Consider the following 26301-nt stretch of genomic DNA (forward strand, 5'->3'; position numbering starts at 1 on the left):
TATCTGGCTGTCTTTGGCAAGCCTAACCTTTGGTAGTGTGTCCAGGTTCGGGCGGGCGTGCCAGAGGTACGTCGACAGCCACGTCACTCCTGAGGAGATTTTGTGTCGGGCAACCCCTTTGATGACGAGACCGCGACGTTCTATGTGCTGGTCAACGACGAGGAGCAGCATTCGTTGTGGCCGACGTTCAAGCAGGTACCGGGTGGCTGGACCATCGCCTTCGGCGACGACGGCCAGACCGGGCGTCAGGCGTGTTTGGATTACGTCGAGCAGAACTGGACCGACATGCGGCCCAAGAGTCTTCAGCTGCGGATGGCCGCGGCGCTGGGCGACGGCTCATCGTAAGCGCCGACGTCACAGAACAACAGGCGACCGGTACGGGCACGGCCATCCTGTGGCGGACGGTCACCCGTAACGCGCGCCTGCTGACCAGTGGATCACTGCTCATCTGCGGTCACCAGTTGTGTGAGGCCATGGTGCCGGTGCTCATCGGCGTCCTCGTCGACCGTGCCGTCAAGCCGGGCGACGCCACCCAGCTGATGATCTGGATCGGCGTGCTGGCCGCGCTGTTCGTCGCGCTGACCGCCTGTTATCGGCTGGGCGCACGGCATCTGATGCGGGCGATCGCCACCGAGGGCCATCAACTGCGCGTCGACCTGGCGGCCAGGATCCTGCACCCGCAGCGGCTGCGCACCACCCAGCGCACCGGTGAGCTCCTGTCGATCGCCAGCACCGACGCCGACAACACCTCCTACCTACTGGACTACATCCCCCGCATCGCGGGGGCGATCACCGCGATCGTGGTCTGCGCGACGGTGTTGCTGACCATCGACATTCCGCTCGGGCTCGCCGTCCTGCTGGGCACCCCGCTGATCCTGTTCGTGCTGCACTTCGGCGGACCGGTGATCACCCGCCGGGTCGCCGATCAGCAGGAGCTCGCCGGCGAGGCGACCGCCATGTCGGCCGATCTGATCGCGGGTCTACGCCCCCTGCGCGGCATCGGTGCCGAGCGTGCCGCCGCGCTGCGCTACCGCACGGTGAGCCGCGACGCCCTCGCCGCGAGTATTCGGGCCGCCCGTACCCAGGGGGTGTACCTCGGCTTCTCCACGGCGCTGAGTGCCTTGCTCGCGGTCGGGATCGCCGTGCTCGCAGGCGGGTTCGCGCTGCGCGGGGACATCACCGTCGGACAGCTGATCACGGTGATCGGACTGGCGCAGTTCCTGCTCGAACCCTTCGGCACCATGGCCGAGGTGCCCAGCTGGATCGCCGAGGCGCGGGCCTCGGCCGAACGCGTCGGATGGATCGAGGACGCGACCTTCGCCCTCTCGCCGGGTGACGGCTCGCTGGGGGACGGGCCGCACGGAGTGGTGCTCGACGGGGTGCGGCACGGCACCCTCGACGGCGTCACGCTGACCGTGGAACCGGGCGTGCTCGTCGGGGTGGTCACCACCCGGGCGACCGATGCCGAGGCTCTGGTCGGCGTGCTGTCCGGGCAGCTGGCCCGTCACGAGTACGTCGGCGACATCCGGGTCGGTGGCATCGTTTTGGAGGAACTGGACCTGGCAGAGGCACGGCGGGCGCTGCTGGTCGAACCGCACAAGGCCGACCTGTTCACCGGATCGCTGCGCTCCAACCTGGCGGCCGGCGACATCGATCCGGCCGTGTTGGCGCATTCGTTGCAGGCCTCCAGTGCGGTCGACGTCATCGACGTGCACCGCGAAGGGTTGGAGCACGGTGTCACCGAACGCGGCTCCAGTCTGTCCGGCGGTCAGCGCCAACGGCTGACGCTGGCCCGTGCGCTGCTCCAGGCCGCACCCGTGCTGGTCTTGCACGAACCCACCACCGCGGTCGATGCCGTCACCGAGAGTGCGGTGGCGCAAGGCATCGCCGAGTTGCGGCACGGCCCGGCGGCCGGTCGATTCACCACGGTCATCCTGACCAGCAGCCCGGCCCTGCTCGCGGTCGCCGATCGCGTCGTCCTGATCGACGGCGGGCGGGTGGTCGTCGAGGGAACACACGAGGATCTGATGGACCGTCCCGACTACGCCTCGGCGGTGCTGCGGTGACCGCCCCGATCCTGCCGGTCGCGACAGGCAGGGAGACCTGGACCTGGCTGCGCCGCGAACTGCGTTCCCGCATCGGCGCGTTGAGCGCCACCCTGGTGGTCGGCGTCCTTGCCGCCGCAGCCGCGGTGCTGCCGGTGTACGTGCTCGGTGTCCTCGTCGACCGCATCATCGACGGATCGCCGTCCTCGGTCATCGTCACCGTCGCGGTGGTGCTCGGCGCCGCCGCCCTCATCGGTGGTGTCGCCACCGGGTGGTCGAACTACCTGATCGGACGGCTGGGCGCGATCATGCTCGCCGACCTGCGCGAGGCCGGGGTGGACCGCGCCCTGACGTTACCGACCACCACCGTGGAGCGAGTGGGCCGCGGCGACTTGCTGTCCCGCGTCAGCACCGACGTGGCGACCATCGCCAAAGCCGTCACCGATGTCTTCCCGACCATGTTCTCCGCGCTCATGCTGGCCGCGCTGACCCTGCTGTCGATGCTGGGCCTGGACTGGCGTCTCGCGCTGGCCGGTGCGGTCTCCATCCCGTTCTATCTCCTTGCGCTGCGCTGGTATCTGCCGCGTTCGGCGCCGCGGTATGCCGAGGAACGACGGGTGATCGCGCAGCGCTCTCAGGTGCTGATGGAAAGCATGCTGGGCGCACCGACCGTGCACGCCTATCACAACCACATCGTCCATCAAGGCGGGATCGAAGATGCCTCGGGCCGGGTCCGGGACATCTCGATCGGCGTGTTCACGTTCTTCACCCGCTTCGTCGGGCGGATCAACCGGGCCGAATTCATCGGTCTCGCCGTTATTTTGGTGGCCGGCTACTGGCTGGTGCAGGACGGGTCGGTCACCGTCGGCCAGACCACGGCGGCGGCCCTGCTGTTCCACCGGCTCTTCGGGCCGGTCAGCATGCTGCTGTTCACGGTCGACGAAGCGCAGGACGCGGGCGCCAGCCTGGCCCGCCTGGTCGGGCTGGTGAGCATTCCGCAACCTCCGGTTGCCGCGGCGCACACGGGCGAACCGCACGACGCCGCGCTGGACCTGGCGGATCTCGAATTCAGTTACGACGGTGTGCATCCGGTACTGCACCGGGTGAGCATCCGGGTCGAACCCGGCCAACGGGTGGCACTGGTCGGGTCGACCGGTGCCGGCAAATCGACCGTCGCCGGCATCGCCGCGGGTGTGCTCACCCCGCAGCACGGCACGGTGCGGATCGGGGGAGTCGCGCTGGCCGCTCTCACCGCCGAGCAGCGGCGCAGTCATGTCGCGATCGTCAGTCAGGATGTCCATGTGTTCGCCGGTGCGCTGGCCGACGACCTCCGGCTGGCCAAACCCGAGGCCACCGACGCCGAAGTGCTTGCCGCACTGGACACCGTCGGTGCGGGCGAATGGGTGGCCGCGCTGGAGGACGGCGTGCAGACCGTGGTCGGCGAGGGCGGGCACGAGCTGAACTCGGCTCAGGCCCAACAACTGGCGCTGGCCCGGCTGCTGCTGCTGAACCCGACGGTCGCGATCCTCGACGAGGCCACCGCCGAAGCGGGCAGCCTGGGGGCACGCGACCTGGAACGCGCGGCGGCCGCCGTCACCGCCGGGCGCACCACGCTGGTGGTCGCGCACCGTCTCACACAGGCCGCCACGGCCGACCGGATCGTCGTGATGGCGCACGGAGACATCATCGAAGAGGGATCCCACGCCGAACTGATTGCGGCGCAGGGCCGTTACGCCCAGCTCTGGCGTGCGTGGGCCGCGCAACACAGGGATGCGGAGAGGACTGACGCGTGACGAAGTTTGGTACCGGGGCGAGCGAAGCGACGGGGATTAGTACGGATGGGCTGACCCCGAGCGACCGCCTGGAGCTGTTGCGCCAGTGGAACAACGACACCTGGCCCACCAACACGGCCACCGTTCCCGAACTCTTCGCACAACAGGTCCGCCTCACACCGGACGCGCTGGCCCTGGTGTCCGGCGAGACCAGGCTGACGTATCGCGGACTGTCCGTGCGCGCCTACCAACTCGCCAATCACCTTCGTACCTTGGGTGTCTCGCACGAGCAGGTGGTGGCGATCGCCGTCCCGCGCTCGGCGGAGATGGTGGTCGCAGTGGTCGCGATCCTGGCCGCCGGTGGCGCCTTCGTGCCCGTCGACCCACAATGGCCGGCCGAGCGCCGCAGTCAGGTGCTCGCCGACACCGGGGCCGCCGCGGTCCTGGTCGCCCCCGGCGATGCCCGCGCGGGCGATCCCCATCCGATCGAACTCGACCTGGACGACTGGGCCTTCGAAGATCAGCCCGCCGCCGCGCCCGTCGTCGACATCGATGACAGCCAGCTGGCGTATGTCATCTTCACCTCCGGTTCCACCGGTAAACCCAAGGGTGCCATGATCCGGCACGAGGCCATCTGCGAGCGCCTCAACTGGCAGGTGCAGGAGATCCTCGGCTTCGGACCCGGTGACGCCTCGCTGTTCAAAGCGCCACTGTCCTTTGATATCTCGATCAACGAGGTGCTGCTGCCGCTGGTGTCCGGCGGCTACGTGGTGGTCGCCGACCCGGGCGGCGAACGGGACCCCCAATACCTGCTCGACCTGATCGCCACCGAGAAGGTGACGTTCGTCTACCTGGTGTCCTCGATGCTCGACGTGCTGCTCGAACTGGCCGACGGAACCACGCTGCTGTCCGGACTCAAACACGTCTGGTGCGGTGGCGAGGTGCTGACCCCGGCCCTGTTCGACCGGTTCCGGGCGCAGCTGTCCACGACGCTCTATCACGGCTACGGCCCCGCCGAAGCCACCATCGGCGTCTCGCACGTCATCTACCGCGACAGCGCCGAGCGCATCGAGACCTCCATCGGCCGGCCCAACCCACACACTCAGCTCTACGTCCTCGACGACGACCTGCACCCCGTGCCTGTCGGGCAGGGCGGCGAACTCTATGCGGCCGGCTTCCTGCTGGGCCGCGGCTACGTCAACGCGCCGGGGCTCACCGGCGCACGGTTCATCGCGAACCCGTTCGCACAGGACGGATCCCGCATGTACCGCACCGGCGATCTCGCCCGGTGGACCGCCGACGGCGTGCTCGAATTCCTGGGCCGTGCCGACAACCAGGTGAAGATCCGCGGCATGCGCGTCGAACTCGAGGAGATCGAGGTCGTCCTCGCGGCCCACCCGCAGGTGCGGCACGCGGCGGTCATCCTGCGCAAAACCCCCGCCGGCGGAGCTCAGCTCACCGGATACGCGCTGTCCACCACCGGCGCCGATCCCGGCGAGTTGCGGGCCTGGTGTGCCGACAAGCTGCCCGAGCACATGGTGCCCGGCGCCGTGCTGGTCCTCGACGCGTTCCCGGTGACGGCCAACGGGAAGGTCGACCGACGGGCGCTGCCCGAACCGGCTCTCGCGCAACCCGATACGGGCGCCCCGGTGACCGACCCACGCGTACAGGCGATCTGCGACATCTACGCCGACCTGCTGGGCGTGCCGACCGTCGGGGCCGACACCGATTTCTTCGGCATCGGTGGCGACAGCATCGCCGCCATGGGGCTGGTCAGCCGCGCCCGGCGGGCCGGCCTACGGATCCGCCCGCGCGATGTGTTCACCCTGCGCACCCCGGCGAAACTCGCTGCCGCCGTCACCGCCATCGACGGCCCCGCCGCCACCACCGTCGACGGCACCGGAGAGATCGAACCCACCCCGATCCTGGCGTGGCTGGACGAGATCGGCAACGGCACAGCGGGTTTCTTCCAGTCCGCGACGCTGCACACCCCGGCGGGACTCGCCCTGCCCACGCTGACGGCCATGCTCGACGCCGTGCTGGACTGCCACGATCTGCTGCGGGCCACGCTGGGTGCCGGCGCGGCCTTGACGGTGCCCCCGGCCGGCGCCATCCGCGCCACCGAGGTGCTCACCCACATCGAAGGACCTGCCGACGCCGCGACGGAACACGACCGTGCGGTCGCGCGGCTGGACCCCGCATCGGGCCGCATGCTGGACGCGGTGTGGCTCGAGCACCCCGGGGTCTTGATCCTGGTGGTGCACCACGTGGTGATCGACGGCGTCTCGCTGCGCGTGCTCGCCGAAGATCTGCAGTCCGCCTGGGCCGACGTCACCGCTGGTCGTCCGATCGCCATCGCCAAGCCCGACACCACGTTCCGGCAATGGTCGATCGAACTGCGGGGTGCCTGCGCCCGAGGCGAATTCGATGCCGACATCGACTACTGGATGCCCGCGGTGGCCGCCACCGATCCGCACCTCGGGAGCAGGCCGCTGGACCCGGCCGTCGACACCGTGGCCACCGAGGCCAAGCTCACGGTGCACATCGACGAGGACACCACCGCCCGGCTGCTCGGCCCCGTACCCGCCGCGATCCGGGGTGGGGTCAACGACGTTCTCATCACCGCGCTGGCTGCGGCGGTGGCGCACCGGCGCGGCGATGCCGATGGTGTGCTCCTGGAACTCGAGGGCCATGGCCGCGAGGCCGACCACCTCGGCGCCGCCGGCGAACACCTCGATCTGTCCCGCACCGTCGGCTGGTTCACCACCTTGTTCCCCGTCCACATCCAGCCCGGCACCGCCGACTGGACCGACCTGATGGCCGGTGGCCCCGCACTCGGCGCGGCAGTGAAGTCCGTCAAGGACCAACTGCGTGCCGTACCCCGCAACGGACTGAGTTACGGTGCACTGCGCCACCTCTGCGGGCGCACCGACCTGGCAGTCGCCCCGCAGATCCTGTTCAACTACCTCGGTCGGTTCACCGGCGCCGGGGACGCACCGTGGACGCTGACGGAGGCCGGCATCGGTGAGGACCGCGACCCGCGGATGCCGCTGCCGCGGGCCCTCGAGATCAACGCGATTGCTGTCGATACCGGCAACGGGGTACGGCTGGAGGCCACCTTCAGCTGGCCCGCCGGTGTCCTGGACAGCCACCGGGTGTCGGCGCTGGCGCAGTCGTGGACCGACGCGCTGACCGCCATCGCGCACAGCGCGTCAGTGGCCGGCCCGACGCCGTCGGACTTCCCGCTCGTCACTCTCACACAGGCCGACGTCGACGCGCTGCCCGCACCGGTCACCGACGTTCTGCCGCTGTCGCCGCTGCAGGCCGGCATCTACTTCCACTCCACCTATGCGGGCACCGATCCCTATGTGGTGCAACAGATCGTCTCCTACGCCGGACCGATGGACCCGGATCGGATGCGCCGCGCCGCCGACACCGTCGTCGCGCGGCACCCGCAGCTGGGCGCGGCCTTCCGTGCGCTCGCCGACGGCGGTCTGGTCGCCGTACTCGGGACGACCGATGCCGTGCGCTGGGAGTACCACGACCTGAGCGCCGGGCCGGGAGACGACGCCCGGGCCCGGATCGACGCGATCGCGGAACGCCAGCGCACCGAGCCGTTCGACCTCGCCGCGCCGCCGCTGATGCGCTACACACTGGTGCGTCTGACGACCGAGTGGCACGCGCTCATCCAGACCGTCCACCACATCATCGCCGACGGTTGGTCGGTGCCGATCGTGCTGCGCGAACTCGCCGCACTACACGACGACCCGAACACCGACCGGCTGCCGGCCCCGGCCCGCTACCGCGACCACCTGGACTGGCTTGCCCGCGCGGCACCGGCCGAGTCGCTGGCCGTGTGGCGCGCCGAACTCGACGGCGTCGCCGAACCGACCCGACTCGCAGATGCCCTGCCGCCCAACGATTCCGGGGGCCTCGGCTTCGGCAAGGTCAGCATCGAGGTCCCCGCCGAGCTCACGGCGGGGATCGCGGACTGGGCCACCGAACACGGCGTCACGGTCAGTGCTGTCCTCGGCGCCGCCTGGGGCATCACGGTCGGCCGCCTCACCGGACGCACCGATGTGCTGCACGGCTCGACGGTCTCCGGGCGCGGCAGTGACATCCCCGGGATCGACACCATGGTCGGGTTGCTGATCAACACGGTGCCCGCCCGTACCGGCTGGGCTCCGGGGGACACCCTCGCGACGGTGGTCGGTCGGCACGCTCAGGCGCAGGCCGCGCTGTTCGAACATCACCATGTGGCGCTGGCCGACGTCCAGCACGCCGTCGGGGTGCCGGATCTGTTCGACACCCTCGTCGTCATCGAGAACTACCCTGCCGCCGACAACGACTCCGCCGCGATCCGCGTCACCGGGATGGACGTCATCGAGGCACCGCACTATCCGCTGACCCTGATGCTCAAGCCGGGCGAGCACCTCCAGGTCGCGCTCACCCACGACCGTGCCGTGCTCGGTACGGACACCGCCGAGCAGGTGCTGGTCCTGTACCGCCGTACGCTGGCGGCCATCGTCACCGCGGGCGAGACCGCCCGATGCAGCGATATCGAGGTGCTCGACGCGGCGGCCCGGGACGACGTGCTGCGCGCCGGTACCGGTGCCCCCGGCCGTATCGGGACCGTCCTGGAACTCTTCGACAACCAGGTGCGCCGGACACCGGGCACCGTCGCGCTCATCGATACTCAGCTTCGGCTGACCTACCGGGATCTCGACGACCGATCGGCCGCGCTGGCCGGAGCCCTGGTTGCCGCGGGGGTGCGGCGAGGTGACATCGTCGCCGTCGCGACCAGCCGAACCACCACGATGGCGACGGCGCTGCTGGCCGTACTGCGCAGCGGTGCAGCCTATCTGCCCGTCGACCCCACCTACCCGGCTGCCCGCATCACGCACATGCTCGAGGATGCGCGGCCCAGTGTCGTGCTCACCGACGGCGCGGCGCTGCCCGCACACGGCATCCCGGTGGTCGGCACCGACGCCGTCGGACTGCCGTGGCGCGACACCGTCGTCGATCCGCAGGATGCCGCGTCGATCGTGTACACCTCCGGTAGCACCGGGCGCCCCAAGGGCGTCGTCGGCACGCACGGTGCCCTGACCAACCGGCTGGCGTGGGCCAGGACCGCGTGGTCGCGGGACCGCGACGACGTGCGGATCGCCAAGAGCTCCATGAGCTTCATCGACGGCACCACCGAACTACTGGGCGCGCTGACCGCCGGTGCCACCACGGTCATCGCCGACGACACCGCCGCCAAGGACGGTGCAGCACTGGCCGGATTGGTCGACGAGGTGGCCGCCACCCAACTGCTGGTGGTGCCGAGCTTGGGGTCGGCGCTGGCCGAGGTCGCGGCGGACAAGCTCGCCACCGTGACGCGCTGGATCTGCAGCGGCGAACCGCTGGATGCGACGACTGTCGAAGCCCTGCAGCAGGTTTCCCCCGAAGCAGAGATCGTCAACTCCTACGGTTCGTCGGAGGTGGCGGGCGACGTGCTCGCGGGTCCCGTGGCGGGCCCGGTGACCCTGGGACGGCCGGTCCCCGGCACCCGGATCTACCTGCTGGGGCCCGATCTGGCTCCGGTGCCCGCCGGCGCCGTCGGTGAGATCTACGTCGGCGGCGCGCAGTTGGCGCGTGGCTACCTCGGCATGCGCTCGGCCACCGCTTCCCGCTTTGTCGCCGACCCGTTCGGTGCGGACGGCGAACGGCTCTACCGCACCGGTGATCTGGCGCGCTGGACGCCGGATGGCACCGTCGAGTACCTGGGCCGGATGGACAATCAGGTGAAGATCAACGGGTTCCGCGTGGAACTCGGCGAGATCGAGAGCGCCCTGGCGGGTCTGCCCGACATCGCCGAGGCGGTGGTCGCCGTCCGCGGGCGGCGCCTCGACGGATACGTGGTACCCCGCACAGGCAACGATCCCGACCCGGCGGCGGTCCGGGCCGCACTGGCCGACACGCTGCCCGCGCACATGGTCCCCGCCACCGTCACCGTGCTCGCCGCGATCCCGCTGCTGCCCAACGGGAAACGGGACCGCTCCGCACTACCCGAGCCCGTGCAGGCCACCTCACGCACCCAGCCGCGCACCCAGCGGGAAGCGCAGATCTGCTCGGTGTTCGCCGCGGTGCTGGGTGTGGACGAAGTCGGTATCGATGACGACTTCTTCGCCATGGGCGGTGACAGCCTGCTGGCGCTGCGGGTGGTCAACCGGCTTGCCGCTACCGGCATGACGCCGGCCACCAGCGAGCTGTTCCGGCTGCGCACCGCGCGGGCACTGGGCAGCGCACTGGGCATCGACAGTCCTGTTGTGACACCCGCGCCGGCGACACCTCAAGCGTGGCACGGACTCTCCGAGCAGGAACTGGCCGGCCTGGCCGCCAGCGCGCCCGTCGAAGTGGCCGACGTCTGGCCACTGTCGCCGCTGCAAGAGGGCGTGTACTACCAGTGCACCTACACCGACGACGTCAACACCTACCTGGCGCAGAACGTCTTCGACTTCGACCACCGGCTCGACGTCGACGCGCTGCGGGTGGCTTTCGGCGCCATGCTGTCGCGCCACGACAATCTGCGCGCCGGTTTCACCAGCGACGACCTGCCCCGGCCCGCGCAGTACATCGGACGTTTCGTGCCCGCAGCGGTGGCCGAGGTCGATCTGTCGACGCTGGCCACCGATGCCGCCGACGAGCAGCTGGCTGACATCATGCGCTCCGACAGCGAGGCGCCGTTCGATCTGCGGATGCCCCCGCTGGTGCGGCTCACCGTCATCCGGTTGCCGGACCGCGGCGACCGGCTGCTGCTGACCTGTCACTTCCTGCTCTGGGACGGCTGGTCGCGCGAGCTGGTCCTACGAGAGCTGTTTGCGCTCTACAACTCCGGTGGACTGCGGGGCGCACTGCCCGCGGGCACCGCCACCTACGCCGACTACCTGCGCTGGGTGAACGCGCAGGACCGCGCGGCATCGACGACGGCGTGGGCACAGGCACTGAGTGGCCTGGCCGAACCCACGCTGGTCGCCGGCCCCTCCTCCAAGAATGATGCGGTCATGCCGGAGCGCGTCTACGGTGAGCTGCCCACCGAGATCACGGCACTGCTGGAGCAGCACGCCCGCCGCGAGCACACCACCGCGAACACCGTGCTGACCGCCGCACTGGGCATCGTGCTGGGATACGAAACCGGCACCGCCGACGTCGTCTTCGGCACCACCGTGGCCGGGCGCCCGCCGGAGTTGGCCGGTATCGAGCATGTGATCGGGCAGTTCCTCAACACCGTCCCGGTCCGCGTCGACATGGCGCCGACGGCGACGGTGGCCGAATTGCTGCGCGCCGTCGAGGATTTCCGCCTCGACCTGATGGCCCACGAATACGTCGGTCTCGGTGACATCACCCGTGCCGCCGGTCATCAGCAACTGTTCGACAGCTTGTATGTGCTGCAGAACTTCCTCGACGACGACACCTTCACCGACTTCGAGCGTGAACAGGGCATCGTCGGAGTCGATTTCGTCGACACCACGCACTACCCGCTGACCTGGGTGCTGACCCCGGGGGAGCGGCTGCGCATCAAGCTGGAGTACCGGCCCGACGTGATCAACGCCGACACCGCGGCGCTGATGGTCGCGCGACTGTGCCGCGCGGTGGGGCTACTGGTGACCGAACCCGGCAGCCAGGTCGGGTCACTGGACCTGACGCTGGACTCCGAACATCATGCGCTGGTCACCCAGTGGCGCAGCGCCGAACACGAGATCGGCGACGACACCATCGCCGACCTGCTCGCCGCACGCGCCGCGTCGTGCCCTGAGGACACCGCACTGGTCTTCGGCGCCGAGCAGCTCACCTACGCCGACCTCGACGCCCGGATCAACCGGCTGGCCCGACTGCTGATCACCCACGGAGCAGGGCCCGAACAGGTGGTGGCGCTGGCACTTCCGCGCTCGGTGGACATGGTGGTGGCCTTGTTCGCCGTGCTGCGCACCGGTGCGGCCTATCTGCCCCTGGAGCGCGACTATCCGCTGGCCCGGCTCACGGGCATGCTCGACGACGCCCGCCCGGTCCTGCTGGTCTGCCCCGAAGCCGCCACCGAACTGGCGGCGCATCAGACCGGTCTCGGCGCGACCGTGCTGAGCCCGGACAGTGCCGCCGTGGCGCAGGCGTTGTCCGCGCTGCCGGGAACGGCGTTGTCCGACAACGAGCTCGGTGACTTCGTCGGTGCGCAGCGCCTCGACCATCCGGCGTACGTCATCTTCACCTCGGGCTCCACCGGGCGGCCCAAGGGTGTGGTGACGCCGTACCGCGGCCTGACCAACATGCAGCTCAACCATCGCGCGGAGATCTTCGAACCGGCCATCACCAAGGCCGGCGGCCGGCGCCTGCGGGTGGCGCACACCGTGTCGTTCTCCTTCGACATGTCGTGGGAAGAACTGCTGTGGCTCGTCGAGGGTCACGAGGTGCACATCTGCGATGAGGAGCTGCGCCGCGACGCCACCGCACTGGTGGCCTACTGCCACGAGCACCGGGTGGACGTCATCAACGTCACCCCCAGTTATGCGCATCATCTCTTCGAAGAAGGCCTGCTCGACGGACCTTCCCCCGTCGCTTCGCTCCCCTCCGGTGCCAGCCACGCGCCGACCCTGGTGTTGCTGGGTGGCGAAGCGGTGTCCGACGAAGTCTGGAACCGGTTGCGCGACAGGCCGGACAGCACCGGGTACAACCTGTACGGCCCCACCGAGTACACGATCAACACCCTCGGCGGCGGCACCGACGACAGCGTGACCGCGACGGTGGGGCGCCCCATCTGGAACACCCGCGCCTACGTCCTGGACGTGTGGCTGCGCCCGGTCCGCGACGGCGTGATCGGCGAGTTGTACATCGCCGGAGCGGGTTTGGCGCGGGGCTATCTGCACCGCGCCGCGCTGACCGCGGATCGCTTCGTCGCCGACCCGCACCGCGCGGGCGGCCGGATGTACCGCACCGGCGACCTCGTGGCCCGACGCGCCGACGGCAGCGGCATCCTGGACTTCTTCGGGCGCAGCGACGATCAGGTGAAGATCCGCGGCTACCGGGTGGAACTCGGTGAGGTCGCCGCGGCGCTGCAGGCACTGCCGGGGATCCGGCACGCAGTGGTGATAGCCCGGCCCACAGCCACATCCAAACAACTCGTCGCCTACGTAGTGCCCGAAAATGCCTCGGATGAAGCCGAACTCGCCGCCGAACTTCGGGCGGCGCTGACACAGGTGCTGCCCGACTACATGGTGCCCGCGCTGTACGGCGTGCTGGACGCGGTCCCGCTGACCGTGAACGGAAAGCTGGACACCAAGGCCCTGCCCGAGCCTGTCACCCCGGCGGCCGGGGCGGCCCGCGCCCCACGCGATGCCCGCGAAGCACTGCTGGCCGGCATCTTCGCCGAGGTCCTCGGGCTTCCCGAGGTCGGGATCGACGACGACTTTTTCACCCTCGGTGGGGACAGCATCTCCTCCATCGCGGTCTCGGGCAAGGCCCGCAAGGCCGGCCTGCAGCTGACCCCGCGCGACATCTTCCGGCGCCGCACAGTGTCCGCGCTGGCCGCGTCGGTCACGCAGACCACACCGGACGTCGTCGTCGCGGACCGTGGGGTGGGCGCCATCTCGGCCACGCCGATGCTCGCCGAAACCGCACAGTCCGGCACCCCGCTGGACAACTTCTACCAGGCGATGGTGCTGGCCACCCCGGCCGGAATCACCGGTGCGCACATCGAATCCGTGCTCGGCGCGGTGCTGGGCGCACACGACATGTTGCGGGCCCGGCTCGACCGCAACGCCGACGGCTGGACCCTGCATGTCCCTGAATCGGCTGCGGCACCCGCCGTGACCCGGATCGCCGGAGCACTCACCGATGTCGATGCCGCCGTCAGCGCGGCGGCCGCCGAACTGGATCCCGCGACCGGCACCATGGTGCGGGCCATCTGGGACGAGGCCGAGAGTCAACTACTGCTGGTCATCCACCACCTCGTGATCGACGGGGTGTCCTGGCGCATCCTCACCGACGACCTGTCCCGCGCGTGGGCGGACGTCGCCGCGGGCCGAACCCCGGCCGTCGATCCCGCCCCGACCTCCTTCCGCACCTGGTCCGAAACCCTCGGTGCGGCAACGTTCACCGACGAGGCCGCGCACTGGAACCGCGTGCTCGCCACCGCTGACCCCGACCTCGGTACGCGCCCCATCGACCCGGCCGTCGACACCGCAGCCACCGTCATCAGCCACCGCGCGTACCTGCCCACCGAGATCAGCTCGGCCCTGCTGACGGCCGTGCCCGCCGCCATGTACGGCGGCGTCAACGACGTCCTGCTGACCGGGCTGAGTCTGGCGTTGGCGCAGTGGCGCACCGATCGCGGACACCGCGATTCGACGGCGACCGTGCTGAGCCTGGAGGGCCACGGCCGCGAAGGGGACCTGCTGCCCGGACATCTGGACCTGTCCCGGACCGTCGGCTGGTTCACGTCCATCTACCCGGTGGCGGTGGACCCGGGCTCGGTCGCCTGGGCGGATGTGCTCGCCGCGGGCGCCCCGCTGGCTGCCGCGGCCAAGGCCGTCAAGGAGCAGCTGCGTGCGGTTCCCCGGCGCGGCCTGGGCTACGGCGCGCTGCGCTACCTCGACGCGTCGGCACCGATACACGGTGCGCCACCGCAGATCCTGTTCAACTACCTCGGCCGGTTCGCCGGGGGAGCGGGCCGGGACTGGGAGGCGGTCGCCGGTATCGGCGCGCTGCGCGAAGGGGTCGACAAGACCAATCCGGCCATGCCGTTGGAGATCAACGCGCTTGCCGAGGACGGCCCGGACGGCCCGGTGCTGACCATGACCCTGTCCTGGCCGGCCCAGCTGATCGACGCCGGCGACGTCCAGGAGCTGGCAGGCATGTGGGCCGACGCCCTGACCGCGCTGACCCGTTGTGCGGAACTGACCGGACACACGCCGTCGGACTTCGGTCTGATCGCCGTCAGCCAGGACGATCTCGACGACTGGCAGCAGCTCGGTGACATCGAGGAGGTGTTGCCCCTGCTGCCGCTGCAGGAGGGCATGTACTTCCACAGTGCTTACACCGAGGGTGTCGACACCTACCGGGTGCAGCAGATCGCCGAGATCAGCGGCCCCGTGGACGCGGAGTTGCTGCGTGCCGGCGTGACCGCGACCGTGCGCCGCCACCAGGCGTTGCGGGCCTGCTTCCGCGAGCTGCGCGACGGCCGGATCGCCCAGGTCATCTGGTCGGATGCCGCCGTCGAATTCACGGTCGTCCACGGCGACGTGAAAACCATTGCCGAACAACAGTTGTCGCGACCCTTCACACTCTCGGAAGCCCCGCTGGTGCGCTACACGCTGGTATCGCTCGGCGATACCGAACACCGGCTTATCCAGACGATGCATCACATCGTGGCCGACGGCTGGTCCTATCCGGTGATCTTCGGCGACATCGTCGGCTACTACAACGCCGGCCTGGGTGCGGCCACCGGCCTGTCCCCGGTGATCGCCACCCTGCGCGACCACCTCGACAACGCAGCGGCCGCACACGACGACACGGCCCGCGCCGCGTGGTCGTCGGCGCTGTCGGGGGTCGAACCCACCACCCTGCTCACCACAGGCCGGGAGACCGTCGGCGAGCACCGCAGTGCCGTGCGCCGGCTGTCGGTCGAACTGAGTGCCGCACTGACCCGCACCGCCCGCGAGCGTGGGGTCACCCCTAGCACTGTGCTGCACGGCGCGTGGGGGCTGCTGCTCGGGCGGCTGCTGGACCGCACCCGCGTGGTGTTCGGCTCCACCGTCTCCGGACGCGGCGGCGAACTGGCAGGCACCGATTCCCTGGTCGGACTGCTCATCAACACGCTGCCCGTGCCGATGTCCTGGCAGCACGCCACCCCCATCGGCGACGTCATGACGGCCCTGCAAGACCAGCAGAGCGCACTTCTCGACGCCCAGCACCTGGGGCTCGCCGAGCTGGCCCGGTTGGCCGGGGTACGCGAGTTCTTCGACACGATGGTGGTGGTCGAGAACTTCCCGGCCACCTCCACCGAAACCCCGGACGATCCGCGGGCGCTGACGTTCCACCGGTTCACCGGCACCGACGCCCCGCACTACCCGCTGTCCTTCGTCGCCTACCTCGACGATCGCATCGGCATCGAGATCAAGTACGACGCCGACGTGGTGAGCGCGGCTCAGGCAGAGCGCTACGCCGAACGCGTCGAACACATCCTGTCCGCCTACGCCTCCGATCCGGACGCCCCGGTCGCCGGCTTGGACCTGCGCACCGACGCCGAACGGGCACTCGTCGCCGCCGACGTGGCAAGGCCCGGTCCGGACCGCACCCTCGTCGACACGTTCGCCGAGGTGGTCCGCCGCTCACCGGACGCCGTCGCCGTGACCTGCGGCACCGAGCGCCTCACCTACGCAGAGCTCGATGCACGCGCCACCGCCGTCGCGGCCACCCTGGCCGACCTCGGCGTCGGACCGGAATCCCATGTGGCAGTCGCACTGCCACGTTCCACCGACCTGATCGTCGGGCTGCTGGCGGTGCTCAAAGCAGGTGGCGCCTACGTCCCGCTGGACATCGACTCACCCGCCGCCCGGCTGCAGCACATCGTCACCGACTCCGCACCCGTGTGTGTCCTCACCGATGCACCTGATCGGGTGCCCGCCGGTGCGGCCCGCACCGTGCTGCTCGCCGACGCGGCACGTCACCCCGGACCCGCCCCGGTGGTCCGGCTGGACGCCGACCACCCCGCCTACCTGATCTACACCTCCGGCTCCACCGGCGTGCCCAAGGGCGTGGCGGTGGCACACCGCCAGGTGGCGGCGCTGTTCGACGGTGCCGCAACGCTGTTCGACTTCGGGCCTGCCGACGTGTGGACGATGTTCCATTCCGCCGCGTTCGACTTCTCGGTGTGGGAACTCTGGGGTGCGCTGCTGCACGGCGGACGACTGGTCATCGTCGAGCAGGCGGTGGCCCGGGACCCGGACCGCTTCGTGGACCTGCTGGCCGACGAGGGCGTGACGGTGCTCAACCAGACGCCGTCGGCGTTCTACCCCCTGATCGAGGCCGACCGGCGCGGTCGGCCCGCGCTGTCCCTGCGCTACGTCGTCTTCGGTGGTGAAGCCCTGGACACCTCCAGGCTGTCCGGCTGGTATGACCGGCACCGCGCGGATGCCCCGCAGCTGGTCAACATGTACGGCATCACCGAGACCTGCGTGCACGTCTCGTTCCGGCCGCTGACCGCAGCGGACGCCGGTGCGGCGCACGGTGTCATCGGCGGACCCATCCCCGGCCTGCAGATCCACCTGCTGGACGACGCGCTGCAGGCGGTACCCACCGGGACGGTCGGCGAGATGTACATCGCCGGTGGACAACTGGCCCGCGGCTACGCGGGGCGCGCCGGCCTGACGGCCACCCGCTTCGTCGCGAACCCGTTCGGCGGGGAGCGGTTGTACCGCAGTGGCGACACCGCCATGTGGACCGAATCGGGCGAACTCGTCTACGTCGGTCGCTCCGACCAGCAGGTCAAGGTGCGCGGCTACCGCATCGAACTGGGTGAGGTCGAGTCAGCACTGGCCGCCGTGCCCGGTGTCACCAACGCCGCGGCGGCCGCCCACACAGACGGGGCCGGACGGACCCGGCTCATCGGCTACCTGGTGGGTAGCGCCGACATCGCCACCGCCCGAGACGAACTCACCAGAACACTGCCCGGCTACATGGTGCCGTCGGCGCTCATCACGCTGGAGAAGCTGCCGCTGACGGTCAACGGGAAACTGGACCGCGCGGCGCTGTCCGCACCGGCCGAGCCGGCCGCGCCGCCGGTTCCGGTCGCGGCGGCCACCGGCGCCGCCGCCGTGCTGGCCGCACTGTGCACCGAAATCCTCGGTACCGCAGTCGGTGTCGACGACGACTTCTTCTCCATGGGCGGCGACAGCATCGTCGCCATTCAGCTGGTGAACCGGGCGCGCAGGCAAGGGCTGCGGATCACCCCGCAACAGGTGTTCTCCGCGCGCACCCCGGCCGGGCTGGCCGAGGCGGCCGGCGCGCACGCACCGCAGCCGGACGGCCCGGCGGACCCAGGGCCCGATCTGGGTGAGGTGATGCTGACCCCGATCGTGCAGCGCCTCGCCGAGCTCGGTGGCACCGTGTCGCGGTGCAATCAGAGCGAGCTGCTGCGCACACCGGCCGGTGCGACCCAGCAGCGTCTCGAGTCGGTGGTCAACGCCGTGGTGGCCCGCCACGACGCGCTGCGGCTGCGGCTGCACCGCCCGGCACCGATGCTGTGGTCACTGGAAACCACGGCAGCCGAACATGTTCCGGTTCGCCACGTCGACGCGACGGCGTGCGGGGACGATGACCTACGGGTGCTGATCGGCACCGAATCCGATGCCGCCGCCGATCGACTGGACCCCGACGCCGGCGTGGTGCTGCAAGCGGTCTTCTTCGACCTCGGCTCCGACCGGCAGGGCCGGTTGCTGCTGGTGGCCCACCACCTCACGGTCGACGCCGTGTCGTGGCGGATCATCATCGACGACCTCGCGGAGGCCTGGGCCCAGCAGCGTCTCGCGCCGGTGCCGACCTCGCTGCGCAGTTTCGCCAGGACCGTCAACGAGAACGCCCAACACGCGGCGCGGCTGGCCGAGTTCGAACACTGGACGGCCACCCTGGCCCCCGGTGCGGAACTCGATCCGCACGCGAACACCGTCGCGCTGACGGTGGGGTCGACCCGCGACCACGAGATCCGGCTGAGCGCCGCCGAGACCACGCCGCTGCTGACCACCGTGCCTGCTGCGGCCAATGCCGACGTCAACGAAACACTGCTCGCCGCACTGCATATCGCCGTACAACGGTGGCGCGGGGTGTCGGCCCCACTGGTGCTGGACCTGGAGCGGCACGGCCGCGACGGGTGGGGCGAGGAGCTCGACCTGTCCCGCACCGTCGGCTGGTTCACCGCCATCGCGCCGGTCAGGCTGACGGCAAGCGACACCGACGACCACATCACCGTCCTCAAAGAGGTCAAGGAAGCACTGCGCGCCGTCCCCGGCCGCGGGCTGGGCTTCGGCCAGCTGCGCTACTGCAACCCGCGGACCGCGGCCGCCCTGGGCCGGCTGGCGGCACCACAGGTGCTGTTCAACTACCTGGGCCGGTGGCCGTCGGACGCCGACGGTGACTGGGCGTCGGCACCGGAAGTCGCCGCGTTGCGCGTTGAACCCGATCCCGACCTCGGCACGCCGTATCTGTTGGAGATCAACGTCATCTGCGATGAGACGCAGGACGGTCCGCGGCTGCGGGCCACGCTGACCTACCCGGACGGTGGGTTCGGCGCCGATTCGGTCGGCGAACTGGCCGGGCACTGGGCCGCCGTGTTGCGGGAGTTAGGCTCCATCACTGCGGCGACCGGGTCACTGACGCCATCGGACCTGCCGCTGGTCGCGCTGACCCAGCAGCAGATCGACGACGTCATCGATGCCGGCGCCGATGCCGATGCCGTGCAGACGGTCTGGCCGCTGTCCCCGCTGCAGGAGGGGGTGTACTTCCAGGCGCGGTACTCCGATGCCGCGGTGTACATCGTGCAGAACGTGTTCGACTTCGCCGACCCGGTGGACACCGACGCCCTGGAGGCCGCCTTCGGCGCCGTGATGCGCCGCAACCCGGTCCTGAGATCCGGCTTCCGGGCCGATGACCTGCCGCAACCGGTGGCGGTCATCGCCGAAAGCCCGCAGTGCGAACCGGAAGTCATCGACCTGACGGCACTCACCGCGGCACAGGCGCAGGACCGGATCGAGGCGATCACCGCCGAGGACCGGTTGCGCACCTTCGACATCGCGGTGCCGCCACTGGCCCGGTTCACCGTCATCCGTACCGCGGGTATCGACCGGCTGATCTTCAGCTACCACTTCCTGCTCCTGGACGGGTGGTCACGCGAACAGCTGCTACGCGAACTGTTCGCCGAATACGCGGCCGCCCGAAACGGGGCCTCGTCGGCGAATCTGCCCGAACCGTCGGCTCAGTTCACCGACTACCTGAGCTGGCTGGCCGGACAGGACCGCGAAGAGTCGGGACGGCAGTGGGCTGGTGCTCTCGCCGACCTGGCCGCGCCGACGCTGCTGATACCGCAGGCGGTCGGCACCGCACCCACCCTCGCGCTGCGCCTGGACTTCTTCCTCACAGAAGAACAGACCGCACGGCTCACCCAGGCCGCACGGGATTGCGGCGTGACCCTGAACGCTCTCATCAGCACCGCGCTGGCGCTCGTGCTGGCCTACGAAACCGGCACCGACGATGTCGTATTCGGGTCGACCGTGGCCGGGCGGCCCACCGATATCGACGGTATCGACTCGGTGATCGGGCTGTTCCTCAACACGGTGCCGACGCGGGTGAGGCTACGGCCGCAGACCTCGACCGCCGAGGCCATGCGCACGGTGCAGAACGATCGCCTGCAGGTGATGGACCATGAATACCTGGGCCTCGGTGACATCCAGCGTGCGGCGGGCATCCAGGGCGAACTGTTCGACAGCCTGTACGTGCTGCAGAACTTCCTGGACGACGACACGTTCACGGACATGGAGAGCGAGTACGGGATCGTCGGCCACGATTCGATCGACGCCTCGCACTACCCGCTGACGTGGGTGGCGTCGCCGGGCCGCCGGCTCTGGGTGAAGCTGGAGTACCGCCCCGACGTGGTGGATCGCACGCACGCACAGCGCCTGCTGGACCGGTTGCGCCAGGTCCTGGTGCACCTCAACCCGGCCGATTCGCTGGCGTCTGCGCAGCTTGTGCTGTCCGACGAGTCCGAAGCCCTGGCCGCTCAGGCTGATTCGACCCGTCACGCCCTTCCGGAAGCCACCGTGGTCGACCTGCTGGCCGAGCGCAGTGCGACCGCCACCGGCAGCACCGCGCTGGTCTGCGGGGGCGAGAGCATCGACTACGGGCAACTGGACGCCCGGCTGAACCAGATGGCGGGTCTGCTGCGGGCCCGCGGCATCGGTCCGGAGAGCACGGTGGCCCTGGCCATCCCGCGCTCCATCACCGCCGTCGTGGCCCTGTTCGCGGTGCTGCGCTCCGGTGCGGCATACCTTCCGCTGGAACTGGACTATCCCGACGACCGGCTGGCCGTCATGCTCGCCGACGGTGCACCCGCCTGCGTGCTGACCACCCGGAGCGTCGCCGCCCGGATCGGGGCAGTCACGCCCGAGACCTGCCCGGTGATCGTGCTCGACGACGCCGACATCAGCGCGGAATCGGCCGCCGCACCGACAGTGTGGACCGGTCACCGACCCGGCCTGGACGAGCCCGCCTACGTCATCTACACCTCCGGATCGACGGGCAAACCCAAGGGTGTGCTCACCCCGCACCGCGGGCTGACCAACATGCACCTGAACCACCGCGAAGCCATCTTCGCGCCCGCCATCGCCAAGGCGAGTGGTCGGCGGCTGCGCATTGCCCACACGGTGTCGTTCTCCTTCGACATGTCGTGGGAGGAATTGTTGTGGCTGATCGAGGGTCACGAGGTGCACATCTGCGACGAGGAGTTGCGCCGCGACGCCACCGCTCTGGTCGCCTACTGCCACCAGCATGAGATCGACGTCATCAACGTCACCCCGACCTACGCGCAGCTGCTGTTCGAACAGGGCCTGCTGGATGGTGGCCACGCACCCGTTCTGGTGCTGCTCGGCGGGGAGGCCGTCTCGGCCACCGTATGGAACCGGTTGCGCGACAGCGACACCAGTTACGGCTACAACCTCTACGGCCCCACCGAATACACGATCAACACCCTCGGCGGCGGCACCGACGACAGCGCGACCCCGACGGTCGGCACCCCGATCTGGAACACCCGCGGCCACATCCTGGACGCCTGGCTGCGGCCGGTGCCCGACGGGACCCCGGGCGAGCTCTACATCGCCGGTGCCGGGCTGGCCCGCGGATACCTGCGCCAACCCGCACTGAGCGCAGGCCGATTCGTCGCCAACCCGTTCCAGACCGATTCGGGGGACGAGGATTCCCGGATGTACCGGACCGGCGACCTGGTGGTCCGCCGGCCCGATGGCAACCTGGACTTCCTGGGCCGCACCGACGATCAGGTCAAGATCCGCGGCTACCGCGTCGAACTCGGCGATATCGAGAGCGCAGTGGTGGCTCATCTCGACGTGAAACAGGCCGCCGTGATCGCCCGGCCCGATCCGTTCACCTCCGGCTCGCACCGCCTGGTCTGCTACCTCGTGCCCGCAGGGCAGGATGATCCGGAATTGATCCGGCGGGTCCGCACCCACCTCAAGGGCGTGCTGCCCGGCTACATGGTGCCGGCGGCGATGGCGGTGCTCGACGAACTACCGCTGACCGACAACGGCAAGCTCAACATCCGCGCGCTGCCCGAGGTCGCACCACAGCAGACGTCGAGCCGGCCGCCCCAGACGGCGACCGAGGAGAGCCTGTGCACGCTGTTCGGTGAGGTGCTCGGCCTCGACGCGGTCGGCGTGGACGACGACTTCTTCGACCTCGGCGGGCATTCACTGGTCAGCATCCGGCTGATCAACCGGGTACGCGCCGCGCTCGGCATCGAGATGTCCATCCGCGACGTCTTCGACGCGCCCACCGTCGCCGAACTGGCGGCGTCTCTGGACGGTCGGCCGCGGACCGCGATGGCGCGCCCCGAACTGGCGGCATCACCACGGCCCGAACGCATCCCGGCTTCCCCGGCCCAGCAGCGGCTGCTCCTGCTGGAACGCCTCGCCGAGCACGGCATGGCCTACAACTATCCGCTCGCCTTCCGCGTCGACGGTGACCTGCGCATCGACGTTCTCGAGCGTGCGCTCACCGATGTGCTCGCCCGCCACGAGTCGTTGCGGACCGTGTTCACCGAACACGACGGCCACTACGTGCAGGACATCCTGGCCGTGGGCACCCCGGCGCCTGTCGAGGTCATCGACTGTGCCGCAGCCGATGTCGAGGGCCAGATCGCCACCGCCGTGCAACGGCCGTTCGACCTGCACACCGAGATACCGGTGCGAGTCACCGTGTTCCGCACGGAGCTGCGCGAGCACACCGTGGTGGTGCTGCTGCACCACATCGCCACCGACGAATGGTCCGACGGCCCGTTCCTCGCCGACCTGAACCACGCCTACCAGGCCGGGATCAGCGGTGACGGCACGCCGATGGCCGCCCTTCCGGTGCAGTACGCCGATTACACGCTGTGGCAACGGGCACTGCTGGACCTGATCGGCGACCAGCAGCGTGAGTTCTGGCGGGCCACGCTGGCCGGCGCACCCGATGAGCTGACCTTGCCCACCGACCGGCCCCGTCCGGCCCGGCCCAGCGGCGCGGGCGGTGTCCTGTACCTGGATCTGCCCGCGGAAACCGCTGCGGCGCTGCGCAACCAGGCAACCCGTCAGCAGGTCAGCCCGCTGATGCTGCTGCACGCCGGCGTGGCCGCACTGCTGCACCGCCTCGGCGCCGGAGACGACCTCGTGGTCGGTACACCCGTCGCCGGCCGCGACGAGGCCGCACTCAACGACGTCATCGGGTTCTTCGTGAACACCCTGGTGTTGCGGGCAGACGTGTCGGGCAACCCGACGTTCGGCGAACTGCTGGCCCGGGTCCGCACCGCCGACCTGGCGGCCTTCGCGCACCAGGACCTGCCGTTCGACCACGTCGTCGAGATGCTGAATCCGCCACGGGTGGCGGGCCGCAACCCGTTGTTCAACGTGTTCGTCGGTTACCACCTGCGCGCCGGCGGCAGCACCGACATGTTCGGTCTGCCCACCCGGTGGAGCGAACCACCCGTGGCGGCAGCCATGTTCGATCTCGGGTTCACCCTGATCGACGACCGCGCCGACGGTGGCGCGACGATCATGGCCGAGTACAGCGCCGACCTGTTCGATGCTTCCTCGGTGCAGAATCTGACGCAACGCCTGATCGCTGCGCTGGGTGTGTTCATGCGCGACACGACGATCCCCGTGGGAGCGGTGGACCTGCTGGCTGACACCGAACATGCAGCACTGAGCGTCCGCAATGCCACCGACCGCGAGGTCACGCCGATCGGGTTGGGCGGGTTGGTCTCCCGGCAGGCTCGGCTGACCCCCGATGCCGTCGCGGTGCGCTTCGAGGGCGACGAACTGACCTATGCGGACCTCGACGCGTGGTCCGACCGGGTGGCGGCCACCCTCGATGCGCCCGCGGGCAGCATCGTCGGGGTGTCTCTGCCCCGTTCGGTGGAGCTGATCGTCGCCCTGGTTGCGGTCGCCAAGTCGGGTGCGGCGTTCCTGCCCCTGGATCCGGAGTATCCGCCGGATCGGTTGCAGTACATGGTCGACGACGCGCAACCGCACGTCGTGCTGGCCAATCCCGCGGTCATCCGGGTGGTCCGGGGGGAGCCGAACCGGCCGCCGCTGCGCGAGGTCGACCCGGCGGCGTGGGCGTACGTGCTCTACACCTCCGGCTCCACCGGACGGCCCAAGGGTGTTGCCGTCGCGCAGGCCGGAATCGTCAACCGGATCGGCTGGTTGCAGGACGCCTACCCGTTGACGATGCAGGACCGGATGCTGGTGAAGACACCGATCAGCTTCGACACCTCGGTGTGGGAGGTCTTCTGGCCGCTCAGTGTGGGCGCCACCCTGGTGGTAGCCCGCCCCGGTGGTCACCGCGACCCGGCCTACCTGGCGGAAACGATTGTCTCCGAACGGGTCACGGCCGTCGACTTCGTGCCGTCCATGCTCGAGCTGTTCCTGGACGAACCGGACTCGGCACGATGCGCATCACTGACTCGGGTGACGGTCGGCGGTGAGGCACTCACCGATGAGCTGGCGCACCGCTTCACCCGCACGCTCGGCGTGCCGCTGCACAATCTGTACGGCCCGACCGAAGCCGCCGTCGACGTGCTCGGTTGGACCGCCGACGGCGGCCCGGTGGCGCTGGGGGTTCCTGGCTGGAATGTGCGGGCGCACGTGCTGGACGGGTACCTCCATCCCGTGCCGGACGGTGCCGCGGGCGAGCTCTACCTGGCCGGAGTGCAGTTGGCCGACGGCTACCTGCATCGCCCGGACCTGACCGCACAACGTTTCGTCGCCGACCCGTTCGACACCGCCGCGCGGCTGTACCGCACCGGTGACGTGGTGCGCTGGCGGCGCGACGGTCAACTCGAATACCTGGGCCGCACCGACGAACAGATCAAGCTGCGTGGCGTGCGGATCGAGCCCGCCGAGATCGAGACGGTGCTGGCCGCTCATCCGGGGGTGTCCTCGGCCCGGGTGGTGGTGCGCAACGACCGGCTGGTCGCCTACTACCTGGGGACCGGCACAGCGACCGCGCTGCGCGAGCACGCCGTTGCTGCGCTGCCCAACCACATGGTGCCCTCGGCGTACGTGGAGTTGACCGAGTTCCCGCTGACCCCCAGCGGAAAGCTGGACCGCAACGCGCTGCCGGCACCGCAGATCACCGCAGGCACCGGAAGGGCACCGGAGACCGACGAGCAGCGCCGGTTGTGTGCATTGTTCTCCGATGTGCTGGGTATCGCTGGGGCGAGCGAAGCGACGGGGAAAATAGCAGTCACCAGCATCGACGACGATTTCTTCGCCCTCGGTGGGCATTCACTGCTGCTGGTGCGGCTGGCGTCGGCGATCCGGCGCGAATTCGGTGCCGACGTGGCGGTGGCCGATCTGATGCTGACCCCGACCGTCGCCGACATCTCGGCTTACCTGCAGGGCGACGGGGCGCGCGGCGAGGCCGGCCTGGCGGCCGTGCTGCCGCTGCGTGCGGCGGGTACGGAATCGCCGCTGTTCTGCGTGCATCCCGCCAGTGGACTCAGTTGGCAGTTCACCGGGTTGAAAAAGTATGTGCCCGAGGATATTCCGCTGTACGGATTGCAGTCCCCGCTGTTCTCCACCGGCCGGCTGCCCGGCTCGATCGCCGAACTGGCCCGCGAGTACGCGGATTCGGTGCAGCGGGTGGCGCCGACCGGACCGGTCCGGCTGCTCGGCTGGTCGTTCGGCGGTTCGATGGCACTGCTGATCGCCACGGAGCTTCGTGGCCGCGGCCGGGATGTCACCTTCGTCGGCATGCTCGACGCGCGCACCGACGTCGTCGACGGCGAATTCGATACCGAGGCGGTGCTGGCAAGCCTGCTGCGCGAGATGGGCTTCGCGGTCGAGGCCGGTACCCGGATGAGCGTCGCCGACGCGGTGGCACTGGTCCGCGACAGCGGCGACGCCATCGCCATGCTCGACGACACCCGGATAGCGCAGGTGATCGAGAATTACGTCGCTGCAGAGCGTTTCACCGCCACCGCGGACTACGGCCGCTACGACGGGGACGTGTTCTTCGTGGATGCGGCGATCCTGGAGATGGACCTGGACGGGGTGGCGTCGCAGGGCTGGCGGGCGCACGTCAGCGGCCAACTGGACGTGGTGTCGCTGAACTGCCGGCATTCCGAGCTGATGGACGCGGACACGCTGGAGCAACTGGGCCCCCTGATCGCGGCTCAACTGCGGGATTGAACC

General features: G+C 69.8%; 4 protein-coding genes. All 4 read left to right on the forward strand.

What is annotated here, in order from left to right:
- Positions 1-102: 102 nt before the first annotated feature.
- Genes AC1DY7_RS08185 through AC1DY7_RS08200 form a run of 4 tightly spaced genes read left to right on the forward strand, consistent with a single transcriptional unit; the run spans position 103 to position 26298 of the window.
- Positions 103-345: an MbtH family protein gene (locus AC1DY7_RS08185; protein ID WP_477493139.1), complete on the forward strand. Its 243-nt coding sequence runs from the start codon at positions 103-105 to the stop codon at positions 343-345.
- Complete coding sequence (locus AC1DY7_RS08190) at positions 339-2066, forward strand: ABC transporter ATP-binding protein (RefSeq protein ID WP_477493245.1); 1728 nt, start codon at positions 339-341, stop codon at positions 2064-2066. Before AC1DY7_RS08185 ends, AC1DY7_RS08190 begins: the two co-directional genes overlap by 7 nt.
- Positions 2063-3838 (forward strand): ABC transporter ATP-binding protein, encoded by a 1776-nt coding sequence (locus AC1DY7_RS08195; protein ID WP_477493140.1) that lies wholly within the window; start codon positions 2063-2065, stop codon positions 3836-3838. Before AC1DY7_RS08190 ends, AC1DY7_RS08195 begins: the two co-directional genes overlap by 4 nt.
- On the forward strand, positions 3835-26298 hold the full coding sequence (locus tag AC1DY7_RS08200) for a non-ribosomal peptide synthase/polyketide synthase (protein ID WP_477493141.1): 22464 nt from the start codon (positions 3835-3837) through the stop codon (positions 26296-26298). Before AC1DY7_RS08195 ends, AC1DY7_RS08200 begins: the two co-directional genes overlap by 4 nt.
- Positions 26299-26301: the final 3 nt, after the last annotated feature.

The sequence above is a fragment of the Mycobacterium sp. P2_H7 genome (genome assembly GCF_056403275.1).